The following is a 12125-nucleotide window of genomic DNA, read 5'->3' on the forward strand; positions in this document are numbered from 1 at the left end:
CCGCACAGGCCAGATCGTCCGCCACCGCGCCCACGGTGGCGACCGCACCGTCCGGCTCCGCGAGCCACCACGCGCCGCCCGCTCGCAGCACCGCCAGCGCCGCGAGCACGGCGTCCAGGCTCTGCGGCAGATGAACCAGCACCACCGTCCCCGGCCGGATGCCCGCGGCGACCAGCCGCCGGGCCAGCGCGGTGGTGCGCTCGTCGAGTTCGCGATAGGTCACGCTGCGGTCACCGACCACCACTGCCGGACGGTCCGGCACCCGCCGGACCTGGCCGAACAACGCGTCCGGGAGCTCAGCTGCCGCCATCTCGTACACCACCCGGACATGTGCTCCGGCCGGAAACCGGTGTTCCGGGTCATGGGCCAGCAGGATGAGATCACCTTCGGTGGCGGCCACTGCGAACCCGGCGAATCGCAACGTCACCAGCATGACCCGGTTGACCGGCGTGGGCACGAACTCCGCCGTCGGCCGCAACCCCGCACCACGTGCGCGCTCGGTGAGGAACCGGATGAACGGACCGCCCACCCCACGCGACATGACCCGGCACGACATCAGGGTCAGCAGCAGCACCGAATCCGGTCCCCGGCGCTGCGTCACCGCCAGGCCGACCGTCCCGTACCCACCGAAACGGTCCGCGAGGTCCGCGACGAGCACCTCGTGATCGGGTGATCCGCTCAGGTCGCGGAGTTCGGCCAGATCGAAGGTGCGGCCGGTGGTGTTGAGCTGATGAGTGCGGACGGTCAGTTCGTGCGCCCGGTCCAGATCCGCCGCGGTGGCGCGCCGCACCGTCAGCACGAGGTCGAGCGAGGCGAGGAAATCGGCATCGGAGCCGGCGTATTCGTTTTCGCAGGTGCGCCGGGCCCGTTCGGCGCGGTAGTAGTCACGTCGCTGCCGGGCCTCCGCCGTGATCACCTCGGGGATGAACTCCGCCAGTTCCGGCAACTCGGCCACGTGTTCGGCCGGATAGGTCCGCACCTGCGGGATCGCGGCGGCGACCTCGGCGCGTTCTACCGGGTCGTTGTCCACGAACGCGATCGATTCCAGGCCGATGTTCAGCGATTCCGCGACGGCGCGTACCGCGGTGGATTTCGGCCCCCAGCCCACCTGGATCGCGGAGAACAGCTCCTCGATCCCGTGCTGCCGCAACTGTGCGGTCGCGACCGCCAGTTCACCCCGGCTGGCGACGGCGTGCAGGATTCCGCGTTCGTCGAGGACTCGCAGCGCCCGCAAGGCCTCGGGAGTCGGTGTGGGACAGTCGTTTTCCAGTACGACCCCGTGCCATACCGTATCGTCGAGGTCCCAGATCAGGCATTTCACCGGCTCGGCGCGATGGGTCATACTTCCACATCCGTTCTGCGCAGTATCGCCGTACTCCAGGCCGCCACCGGGCTGCTGTTCAACAGCAGCGCCGCGGCGCCCGGCGGCAGGGTCGCCGCGGCATCGTCCAGGTTGATCAGCACGTCCACCGGCCCGAGGTGCCCGTAGCGAGCCAGGTTGGCCGAGCAGCCGGGATGGATCGGCCGGCCGAGGGATTCCGACCAGAACGCGAACGCACCGGCGGACAGGTTCTGCATCAGATACGCCGAAATATCCTCGGCCAGTATCCCGTTGTGCGCCAGGAGTTCGGCATTGAGCGCGGCGAACCGCTTACTGCTGTCGACCGCGAGCCGGAAGCTGTACATCGCTTCGTCGGCACATTCCTCGATCCAGCGCTCACCGGGAACGTCGCGGTAGTCGATCCGGAACAGATCGGCATAGCGGCCGTCGCTGCGCACCGCGATATCGACCAGTTCGTAGCGGCTGCCGGTGGCGGTGGCGGTCACCAGGACCGCTGCCGCACCGTCACCGAGAACGGTCATCGGGCTGCGATAGCGGGCGGGCGTCGCGGTGCGGGCGGCGGCAACCACCAGAACAGTCCGGCAGCGCGGATCACCGCGGAGCAGCGCGGCGGCCATCCGCAGGGCCGCCGAAACCGAAACACAGCCCAGTTCACCGACTCCGGTGACAAAGGCGCGAGCGGCTCCCAGCCGGTGCTGGAGCCGGGTGGCCTCGGAGGCCAGCAGGTACTGCGGTGCCCGGCCCTGCACGAGAATCAACGCGTCGAGTGCGGCCGGATCGAGTCCGGCCTGCGTGAGCGCTGCCTGCGCGGCGGGAACGGCCAGATCCACCTCGGTCCTCGCGCCGGCGCAGCGCACCCGTTCGATTCCGAGGGACAGCGCATGCTCACGTTGCCTGGACGGCAACCCGGCGAGCTCGGGCAGATCCGGGATCCGGATCTCCTGTTCCGGGAACCAGCGGGCGACAGGTCCGATCCCGATCATGCGAGATCACCGGTCTCCCGGGCCACCAGGGTCAGCAGTTGCTCGCCCAGGTGCAGTTCGGCGATATCGCGGGAGCCCTCGATGATCTGGGCGACCGCGGCGTCGCGGGCGAATCGCTGCACGATACTGTCCGCCGCGCAGCCGGCGGCGCCGAGTATCTGTACCGCTTCCGCACCGACCCGCGCAGCCGTTTGCGCGGCGGCGTATTTGGCGGCGAGGGTGACCATCACGGTTTCCGGATCGGCGGCGGCGCGGGCGCGGGCAGCGGACTCACAGAGTGCCCGCGCACTCCGGATATCGACCCATCCCCGGCCCAGGGCCGCCCGGATCGTCGCGTGCTCCGCGAGCCGGGTTCCGCCCTGGGTACGTTCGGCCGCGTACCGTGCCGCCTCGTGCAGGCAGGTGCGCGCCATCCCGGCACATCCCCAGGCGACGGTGTACCGGCCGTGGTCCAGCGCGGTGCCGAGCACATGACTGAGACCGAAGCCCGGCGGCCCGATGAGCTGATCACGTGGGACGCGGGCCCCGTCCAGGGTGATATGCGCGATCCGGGCGCCACGCATACCGAGCTGGCCGGTGACGGGTTCCACGCTCACCCCGGGCTGATCGGTGCGAACGAGAGCACTCAGCAGTCCGCCGTCGGCTCGGCCGAGTACCAGCAGCACATCGGCCACCTCGCCGAAACTCACCCACAGTTTGCGCCCGGAGACCCTGAACTCGGTCCCGTGATCTTCGAAGGCCGTTGCCACGCTGCCGAGTTCGGTCCCGGCGCCGGGTTCGGTGGCGGCCAGGCCGGCGACGAGTTCGCCCGACACCAGCCGCGGCAGCCAGTAGGCGCGCTGTTCGGCGGTGGCCCAGCGGTCCACGGCGGCACTCACCATGGCGCCGACGGTGAGCAGGCTCCGCAGCGATGTACACAGCGCGCCGAGCCGGGACGCGAGTTCGCCCAGTTCGTATGCGTCCAGGCCGTGCCCGCCCCAGTCGCGCGAACGGTCCGGGCCGAGGAGCCCCGCCCCGGCCGCGAGCACGATGACCTCCGTGGGCAGACCCGTCCGATCCCATTCCGCGGCGTGCGCGCGAGCCGCCGCCTCGAGCTCCGCGATATCGATCACCGCTGCCCGGCCGCCTGTTTGCGCGCCACGAAGCGGGCCAGCCGCCCGGCGGTGCGGAAGTTGTCGAGATCCAGATCCTCGACTTCCACCGTGAGACCGAACGTCTGTTCCACATGGGCGACGATTTCCAGCGCGCGCAGGGAATTCACCAATCCGAGCTCGAAGATATCGTCCTCGGGACGCACGTCGGACCCGGTCATCGCGCTCAGATATCGGCGCAGTTGTTCCTCGAGGGCGAGGTCGGTTCCGGTATCACCGGGCGGGACTGGTTGCTGCACGAACTGATCCGACCACGGCCCGTTTCGGAGCCTCAAGACAGTATTCATCGGGGCAGTAGAAATCGGTGCTTCGGCGCGCCCGCCGAGCAACTGTTCACGTCTTGGGTGTCGTGGGCGTCGTGCCACGTCGGCGGAGTGGCGGTCCCATCGAAAGGACTTCACGCTCTTCCCACTCGGCCGAGGCCACATCCGTCGGATGACGGATGTTCCGCGCGGAGATCAGCGGCCCGAGGCTGCCTCGGGCCGCTGACCTCCGGACTGCCACACCTGACCGCCGGGCAATGGGTGACAGAACTCTCGATCACGAAATCCATCTCGGGACTTCGAATATGGCGCTACTCGACCGAGTCGGCCAGCCGATCGGCATATGGAGCAATGAATTTTCCGACCAAGGGAAGCTCTACACGAACACCGCCGGCGTTGTTCGCCCGGACCATGGCCATGATCCAGACGACGACCGCGAAGACCGCGACCGCGAGTCCGGCGAGGCCGAAGATGATCCCCAGGGCTCCGAGGAGCGAGCCGGTGATGCTCAGAACAATATCGACCACCGAGACCGCACCGAAGAAGACGATCGATTGCGAGGCGTGGAATTTCACATCGGGATCGTTCTTGCCCACGAACAGGAAGACGATTCCGGTGAGCCACCCCAGTGCGTAGGACAGGATCGCGCTGGTCTTCTTGTCCATGCCGGCGGGCCGCGGCTCGTTTGCGGGAGGTTGAGTGGATGTCATGCGGTAAGTAGATGCCGCATGCGCCACCTACCGATCCCAGGTTTCGGCACGAACCCACAGGTCGCGGGCGAGCCGGCGACCGTGACACTCGACGTGGTCCGTCCTGGTTGCCGCCCGAGCATGCTCGTGCGACCTGGGGAGACCGAAATCGATACGCCGCGAATCAACGATCGGTTTCGGTGCAGCCGCGCCCCGGCTCAGGCCCCGGACAGGTCCGCGGAGAGATCCCCGGCCTCCACGCCTTCCGGCAACTGCACCTCTTCGATCTGCTCCGGCCGATCGTCGTATTCGAGGCGCAGCGCCCGGCAGATCGTCGCATGCATGTCGTACAGCGTGGTGATGTAGGTGAGTTCGAGAATTTCTTTATCGCTCAACGCATCCCGCAGTACCGCGAACACCTCGTCGGATACTCGGCCACCGTCGTAGACGAGCGCGTCGGTGTAGGCCAGCACGGCTCGTTCCAGTGGGGTGAACATATCGCTGACCTGCCAATGCGGGATGGCCGTGATCTTTTCCTCGGGGACTCCGAGCGACCGCATCTGCTTGCAATGCTGCGAGAAAACGAACTGACTGCCGCGCGCGAAACCGGCGCGGCTCTGACCGAGTTCGCGCAAGGCCGGGTCCAGCGTCGCATTGCGGTAGACGGCGAAACCTCGGACAGCGTGCCGGAACACGTCGGGCGACTGGGCGAATACCGTCCACCAGTCACCGGGGGTGGCATGGATGGTGCCGTGGTCGACGGCCGGGTCCTTGTCCGGCCCGAAGAGGCGGTCGTAGTAGAACAGGATCCGCTCGTCGGTGACTTCGGCACGGGGTACTTCACGCAATCTGGGCACGGTGGCGCTCCTTTCGGTTCAGTGAGCTGCGGGGACGCGGCGGTCGGCGGCGGTCTTCGGTTCGTGTGCAATATCGTCTTCGGTGAAGGTGCGCGTCCAGCAGGCGAATTCGAGCAGTACGCCGTCGGGGTCCTGGAAATAGAAGGAGCGCACGAAGGTACCCGGGTGCACCTCCCGGGAGACTCCGGCGCGGCTGTCGTCGTGATTGAGCACGCGGCTGACCTCGATCCCCGCGGCCCGCACCTGCTCGTAGTACTCGTCGAACTTCTCCGGCGGGACGGCGAAGGCGACGTGGTTCATCGAGCCGACCGCGCTCACGAGTTCGCCGGCGTCGGGCAGGCCCTTGGGTGCCGCCAGTCCCGGTGCCGCGTCGGGGGCGTCGGCGAGCCAGAAGAAGGCGAGCGTATTGCCGTTACCGCAGTCGAAGAAGAAGTGCTGTCCCAGGTCTCCGGGCAGTTCGATGGTCTTGATCAGCGGCATACCGAGTACGCCCGTGTAGAAGTCGATGGTCCGGCGCATATCGGAGCACACCAGCGCCAGATGGTTGATTCCGTGTAGTTCGTACCTCGGGTTGGTGGCGTTCACAGCAATCCTTCCAATGGACGAGAATGGCGCGCAACCGGCCGTATCGGCAGTCGACACCGCCAGAACATGACTTGACAGTCATGTCAGCTTCAGGAATAGTCTGTCCTGTGGCGAAGTCATCTGTCAACAGTTCCCCCGCCTCGGTCGACACCCTGACCCCGCGGGGACGCAAGACGCGTGACGCTCTGCTGGACGCGGCACGTCGCGTCTTCGAATCGGTCGGTTTCCTCGATGCGCGGGTGGAACTGATCGCCCAGGAGGCCGGCGTCTCGTACGGCACCTTCTACCGGTATTTCGAATCGAAGGACGATGTCTTCGGAGAGCTGAGCAACCGGCTGTTCGAGGATATGCATCGCCGCGAGCCCGCGGCGGCCGATCTCTCCCCCGCCGAACGCCTGATCGCCTCGAACCGGTCCTACTACCAGGCATACCGGCGCAACGCACCCATGATGGCGATCATCGAACAGGTCGCGACCTTCAACGAGGAGTTCCGGCTGCTGCGGCACGAGCACCGCCGCCAGCTGATCGACCGCACGGCCCGGGCGATCGCCCGTTGGCAGTCCGAAGGCCTGGTACCCGCCGGTCTCGACCCCGAGTTGGCTGCCCGCGCCATGTCCGCCATGGTGGACCACACCTTGTACCTGTGGCTGATCCAGGGCGAGGACGCCGACGAAGAAGCATTGCTGGCGACGCTCGATCAGATGTGCGTCGGCGCGCTCCAGCTCAACCGAAAGCCCTGACCGGCGCAGCTCTGCCGTCTCGAGGAGGCACACAATGACAACGGATTCGCGATCGGGCGCGGACGCACCGCCGCGTGGGCCACTCGAGGGCTATCGCGTCCTGGAACTGGGCACCCTCATCGCGGGCCCCTACTGCGGCCGGCTGCTCGGCGACCTCGGCGCGGACGTCGTCAAGATCGAAGCCCCGGACCGGCCGGACCCGCTGCGCGAATGGGGCCAGGCCGAAGGCGGCCACCAGTATTTCTGGACGGTCCATGCCCGCAACAAACGGTGCGTCGGAATCGATCTGCGGACCGACGCGGGCCGTGAGATCTTTCTGGAGCTGGTCCGCACCGCCGATGTGGTGGTGGAAAGCTTCCGGCCGGGGACGTTGGAGCGCTGGGGAATCGGCTACGACGTGTTGACCACGGTCTCGCCCGGACTCGTACTCGCCCGGGTATCGGGCTACGGCCAAACCGGCCCCTATGCCTCCCGGCCGGGCTACGCCTCGGTCGCCGAGGGCGTCAGCGGGCTCCGCTATCTGAACGGTTTTCCGGGTCAGGCGCCGCCCCGCATCGCCCTGTCGCTGGGCGACAGCCTCGCCGGGATGTTCGCGTTCCAGGGTGTGCTGGCCGCCCTGCTGGTGCGGGAACGCACCGGCCGCGGGCAGATCGTCGACGCGGCACTCACCGAGGCATCCCTGGCGATCCAGGAGTCCACCGTGCCCGATTACCACAAGACCGGGCATATCAGGCAGCCCTCGGGGACCCGGCTGGACCGTATCGCACCCTCGAACCTGTACCGGGCGAAGGACGGCCTGTGGGTCATCATCGCGGCCAACCAGGACACCGTGTTCAGGCGGCTGGCGGCAGCTATGGACCGGCCGGAACTCGCGACGGATCCGCGCTATATCGACCACACCGCACGCGGCCGTAACCAGGACGAACTCGACGAGATCATCGCGGCGTGGGCGGCGGAGTTCACCGCAACCGAACTCATCGACCTGTTGACTGCGGCCGGTGTCGTGGCCGGACCGGTCAACACAGTCGCCGAAGTGATGGCCGATCCGCAGTTTCTCGCGCGTGACCTCTTCGTCGATCACCGCGACCCCTCGGTCCGGCCCACCGATCCCGGATACGACCCGGTACCGGTGAAAGGTGTCGGTGTGGTCCCCAGGTTGAGCGAGACACCGGGCGGTGTCCGCTGGGGCGGCCCCCGCCGCCCGGGTGCGCACACCGACGAGGTCCTCGGCGAAATCCTCGGCTACACCCCGGACCGTCTCGGCGAACTGCGTGCGCAGGGAACGATCGCATGACCCCACCGGCGCCGGTCGATATCCGCGAGGTCGGGCCGCGCGACGGCCTCCAGATCGAGGCACCGATTCCGACCGATGCCAAACTCCGGTTGATCGCGGCGCTGGCCGCCACCGGAGTCGGCCGAATCGAGGTCACCTCGTTCGTATCTGCGCGTGCTGTTCCGGCGCTCGCCGATGCGGAACTGGTGGCGGCCGAGTTGTACCGCTGGCCGGACGTGGAGTTCTCGGCCCTGGTCGCCGGACTCGGCGGGGTCCGGCGGGCGCTCGCCGCGGGTATGACGCGGCTCGAGTACGTGGTGTCGGCCTCCGACGGGCACAGCATCGCCAATGTCGGTCGCACCAGCGAAGAGTCGATCGCACTCGTCGCCCCTGTCGCGGAGAGGGTGCACGGCGCGGGGGGCGAACTGGAGGTGATCATCGCGATCGCCTTCGACTGCCCCTTCGACGGACCGACCCCGCCGCACCGGGTCGCCGAGATCGCGGCGCGCGCCCGGGCGGCCGGCGCCGACAGTCTTTCCGTCGCCGATACCGTCGGCACCGCGACCCCGCACCGGACCGCCGAAGTCGTCGACCTCGTGCGCGCCGCGGTTCCCGGAGCGGAAATCGGATTGCACCTGCACAACACCCGGGGACAGGGCCTGGCCAACGCGTGGTCGGGTTATCTGCACGGGATCCGTCGATTCGACGCGGCTGCCGGAGGTTTCGGTGGATGCCCCTTCGCGCCGGGTGCCGGCGGCAATATCGCCACCGAGGAACTGGTCTACCTGTTCGAAGACACCGGTATCACCACCGGTATCGACCTGCCCGCGACCCTCACCGCCGCGAGGGTCGCCGCCGATCTGCTGGGCCGGGCCGCCGACAGCAATCTCCTCCGCGCCGGTGGTCGCCTGATTCCCTCGTTCGCCCCCGGACGCTGAACACCACCGGGGTCACGCCACCGGTTCCGCCGAAAGAAGAGGACATCCGATGAACGATCTCGCCGATCGTTTCTTCGCCGCCGTCAGCGCGGGCGATGAAGCGACCCTGACCGAGCTGTATGCTCCCGACGCCCGAATCTGGCACAACGACAAGGGCGCCGAGGAAACCGTTACCGAGAATCTGCGGGTCCTGCGCTGGCTTTCGCGCACCCTCGTGGATATGCGCTACGAGGACATCCGCCGGTATCCGCTGCCCGCCGGCTTCGCTCAGCAGCACGTTCTGCGTGGCGAACTAGCGGGATACGGGCCGCTCGAGGTAGCGGCGTGCCTGTTCGTCGAGGTCCGCGACGAGCGCATCACCCGGATCGACGAATACGTCGACTCGGCGGCAACCCGGCCGCTGCGCGAAATCGCCGGCCGGAAGGAATGACGACGATGGACAGCCGGATCACCGATCTCACCGCGCGGATGCGCGGGTTCATCGACGACGAGGTCATCGCCAGCGAACCGGTACTCGTCCGCGACGACGACTCCGCCCGCGACACTCTCGCCGGTCTGCGCGCACGAGCGAAGGAACTCGGCCTCTGGGCACTCGGCCATCCCGCCGAGGTCGGCGGTGGCGGTCTGGCGTTCCTCGACTTCGTCTACCTCAACGAGATCATCGGCCGCTCCGAGTTCGGGCAGCTCGCGGTCGGCTCGGTCACGATGCAGGACACGATCATGCTGCATCTGCACGGCACCGAGGATCAGCGGCGACGCTGGATCCCCGGACTGGTGTCCGGGGATATCCTGCCGTCGGTCGGGCTCACCGAACCCGAGGTCGCGGGCTCGGACCCGACGCTGATCGAGACTCGCGCCGTACCCGACGGCGACAGCTGGGTGATCAACGGGCACAAATGGTTCACCACCGGTGCGGAACAGGCGGCGTTCTGCACCGTGTTCGCCCGCACCGAGCCCGACAGCGCGCCCCGGCATGCCCGGATCAGCGCGATCATCGTGCCGTCGGATACGCCGGGTTTCGAGATCGTGCGCTCGATCCCGACGATGGGGCACGACCCCAGTGATCATTACGAGATCCGCCTCACCGATGTCCGCGTCCCCTTGGACTATCTGCTCGGCGAACGCGGTAAAGGCTTCGCGGTGGCCCAGGACCGGCTCGGCGCCGGCCGGATCTTCCACGGTATGCGGTGGCTCGGCCAGGCCCAGCGCGCCTACGAGCTGATGTGCGACCGCGCCAACGCCCGTTTCGCGCACGGGTCGCTACTCGCGGAGAAGGGCGAGATCCACCGCTATATCGCCGAATCCGCCGCCCAGATCCACGCGGCGCGCCTCATGACCCTCGACGCCGCGCGGGCGATGGATGCCGGAGCGGACTACCGCGTACGCGTCGGCCTGGTGAAGTTCTGGGGCGCCCGGATGCTGCACGACGTCATCGACCGCGCCATCCAGGTTCACGGCGCACTCGGCCTCACCGCCGATACTCCGCTCGAGCGGATGTACCGGCAGGCCCGGTACGCGCGCGTTTACGACGGCCCCGACGAGGTGCACCGGATGTCCACCGCTCGGCGCCTGCTGCGCGACCCCGGGGCCGCACCATGGCTGTGACGTCGCCGGCGGACACCCTCGCCGCCGGAGTACGTGCCGTCCTCGCCGCCGCCACCGGCACCGAACTCACCGGCGCCGAGGTGCGCCGGCTCACCGGTGGCGCCAGCCGCGAGATATACGCCGTGCGTGCCACCGATTCGGCAGGCAGCGAGATCAGCGCTGTGCTGCGCCGGGATCCGCCCGGCCGGGGTGAGATCGATCGGATGCGGGCCGAAGTGGCGTGTCTGCGCGCCGCCGCGGCGGCCGGCGTGCCGGTGCCCGAGGTTCTCGCCTCCGGCGACACCGCGCCCGGAATCGATGCCCCGTACCTGGTGATGAACACCGTTCCCGGCGAGGCGCTCCCGCGTAGGCTACAACGCGATCCCCATTTCGCCTCCGTCCGTACCCATCTCGCCGAGGACTTCGGTTACGTGCTGGGTCTGGTGCATCGCACGCCGGTGGCGACGCTCACCGCACTGGACGACCGCGACCCGCTGGACGCCATCGAGAAAACCTATCGTGACCTGGCCGAACCACGACCGGCCGTGGAGATCGGCCTGCGGTGGCTACGGGACAACCGGCCACCCGATCGACCGGCGGGCCTCGTGCACGGCGACTTCCGGCTGGGAAACCTGCTCATCGACGCGGACGGCATCCGTGGCGTATTGGATTGGGAACTGGCCCATCTCGGCAACCCGATCGAAGATCTGGGCTGGCTCTGCGTTCGAGCATGGCGTTTCGGCGCGGCGGCACCGGTGGGTGGGCTCGGCACCCGCGATCAGCTCCTCGACGGCTACCGGCGTGCCACCGGCGTCCGGCCGTCGGCGGCCGAACTGCATTGGTGGGAAGTGTTCGGCACACTGAAATGGCTGGTGCTGAGCCGGTTCCAGGCCGAACGCCATCTCGGTGGCGCCGAACATTCGCTCGAGCTGGCTGCCATCGGCCGCCGGGTCTGTGAATCCGAGTACGACCTGCTCGATGTTCTCGGCCTGGTCGAGAACATTCCCGGCGACAGCGCACCACACACCCCAGCGTCCACCGTCCACGACCGTCCGGATCTCACCGAGATCCTGGAGCTCGTCACGGAAATACTCACCGGAGAGATCGGCCCCGCCCTGCGGGAGGACGCCGCCGCGCAACGCTATCTCCTGCGTATCTGTGCTTCCCTGCTCCAGATCGGTGGCCGGGAGCTACGAGCCGGTTCCGGACCCACGGAACGGTTGCACGAGATGCTGCGCGCCCTCGACTGCCCGTCCGAAGCGACCCTGGCCGAACGGCTCCGTTCGGGTGCACTCTCGGTCGCGGACGAACGGGTCCGCAGTACGGTGACCGCCGCTGTCGAGGCGAGATTGCAGGTGGCGAATCCGCGCCGGCTCGGCTGATCCGGCCCACGCCCGCCGCCGGGCGTCCCCGATCGGGATCCCTCCGGCGGCGCATCGCCGTACGGCGACAAGGAAGTTTGTACCGGGCATATTCCCGTACCCGGCCCCATGAACATGCCCTCCGAAAATCCGGCACCGCATACGAGGCCGACTGGCCGAACCGGGCGGCGCACTCGACGCCGCGGTCGGGCGCGGAACTGCACAGAAGGCATTCGCCTCATCAAGAGTGTTGTGACGACCGTAGTGGAACCGCGCCGGGTAGTTCGTCACCGAGCCGTTCCTCTGCCCGTGCACTGGATCTCCGTACAGCGAGGGGGGGGGGGGGGGGGGGGGGGGGG

Annotated in this window: 13 protein-coding genes; 6 read left to right on the forward strand and 7 right to left on the reverse strand. The window is 68.2% G+C overall.

All coding sequences use genetic code 11. The annotated features are described in order from the left end of the window. The 7 genes from QH195_RS05630 to QH195_RS05660 form a co-directional block, all read right to left on the reverse strand. Positions 1 to 1342: HAD-IIIC family phosphatase (locus QH195_RS05630; protein ID WP_280434559.1), on the reverse strand; the 1342-nt coding region annotated here is incomplete at its 3' end. Further along, positions 1339 to 2325: a 3-oxoacyl-ACP synthase gene (locus QH195_RS05635; protein WP_280434560.1), complete on the reverse strand. Its 987-nt coding sequence runs from the start codon at positions 2323 to 2325 to the stop codon at positions 1339 to 1341. The genes QH195_RS05630 and QH195_RS05635, both read right to left, overlap by 4 nt. Beyond that, entirely contained in the window at positions 2322 to 3437 is a 1116-nt protein-coding gene (locus QH195_RS05640) for an acyl-CoA dehydrogenase family protein (RefSeq protein WP_280434561.1), read from the reverse strand. Before QH195_RS05640 ends, QH195_RS05635 begins: the two co-directional genes overlap by 4 nt. Continuing rightward, the gene (locus QH195_RS05645) at positions 3434 to 3715 is read right to left on the reverse strand and encodes an acyl carrier protein (RefSeq protein WP_280434562.1); all 282 of its coding nucleotides are present in this window, start codon (positions 3713 to 3715) and stop codon (positions 3434 to 3436) included. Before QH195_RS05645 ends, QH195_RS05640 begins: the two co-directional genes overlap by 4 nt. A 335-nt stretch (positions 3716 to 4050) precedes the next feature. Then, on the reverse strand, positions 4051 to 4449 hold the full coding sequence (locus QH195_RS05650) for a DUF4870 domain-containing protein (RefSeq protein WP_280434563.1): 399 nt from the start codon (positions 4447 to 4449) through the stop codon (positions 4051 to 4053). Between the two features lie 197 nt (positions 4450 to 4646). Then, complete coding sequence (locus QH195_RS05655) at positions 4647 to 5285, reverse strand: carboxymuconolactone decarboxylase family protein (RefSeq protein ID WP_280434564.1); 639 nt, start codon at positions 5283 to 5285, stop codon at positions 4647 to 4649. An 18-nt stretch (positions 5286 to 5303) separates the two neighbouring features. After that, positions 5304 to 5870, reverse strand: coding sequence for a VOC family protein (locus QH195_RS05660; RefSeq protein WP_280434565.1), 567 nt, complete (start codon positions 5868 to 5870; stop codon positions 5304 to 5306). 107 nt (positions 5871 to 5977) lie between these two features. On the opposite strand from QH195_RS05660, the gene QH195_RS05665 reads away from it, so the two are divergent. From QH195_RS05665 to QH195_RS05690, 6 genes are read left to right on the forward strand one after another with little or no spacing between them, the layout of a single operon-like run. After that, positions 5978 to 6610 (forward strand): TetR/AcrR family transcriptional regulator, encoded by a 633-nt coding sequence (locus tag QH195_RS05665; protein ID WP_280434566.1) that lies wholly within the window; start codon positions 5978 to 5980, stop codon positions 6608 to 6610. A gap of 34 nt (positions 6611 to 6644) precedes the next feature. Beyond that, positions 6645 to 7904: a CaiB/BaiF CoA transferase family protein gene (locus QH195_RS05670; RefSeq protein ID WP_280434567.1), complete on the forward strand. Its 1260-nt coding sequence runs from the start codon at positions 6645 to 6647 to the stop codon at positions 7902 to 7904. Continuing rightward, positions 7901 to 8821, forward strand: coding sequence for a hydroxymethylglutaryl-CoA lyase (locus QH195_RS05675; protein ID WP_280434568.1), 921 nt, complete (start codon positions 7901 to 7903; stop codon positions 8819 to 8821). The genes QH195_RS05670 and QH195_RS05675 overlap by 4 nt, the downstream gene beginning before the upstream one ends. Before the next feature lie 49 nt (positions 8822 to 8870). Continuing rightward, positions 8871 to 9251 carry a nuclear transport factor 2 family protein gene (locus QH195_RS05680; protein WP_280434569.1) on the forward strand — a complete coding sequence of 127 codons (381 nt, stop codon included), beginning with the start codon at positions 8871 to 8873 and terminating at the stop codon, positions 9249 to 9251. Next, positions 9248 to 10426 (forward strand): acyl-CoA dehydrogenase family protein, encoded by a 1179-nt coding sequence (locus QH195_RS05685; RefSeq protein ID WP_280434570.1) that lies wholly within the window; start codon positions 9248 to 9250, stop codon positions 10424 to 10426. The genes QH195_RS05680 and QH195_RS05685 overlap by 4 nt, the downstream gene beginning before the upstream one ends. Continuing rightward, positions 10417 to 11787: a phosphotransferase family protein gene (locus tag QH195_RS05690; protein ID WP_280434571.1), complete on the forward strand. Its 1371-nt coding sequence runs from the start codon at positions 10417 to 10419 to the stop codon at positions 11785 to 11787. Before QH195_RS05685 ends, QH195_RS05690 begins: the two co-directional genes overlap by 10 nt. The last annotated feature ends 338 nt before the right edge of the window (positions 11788 to 12125 follow it).

It is taken from the genome of Nocardia carnea, assembly GCF_029868855.1.
GTDB classification, from domain to species: Bacteria; Actinomycetota; Actinomycetes; order Mycobacteriales; family Mycobacteriaceae; genus Nocardia; species Nocardia carnea_A.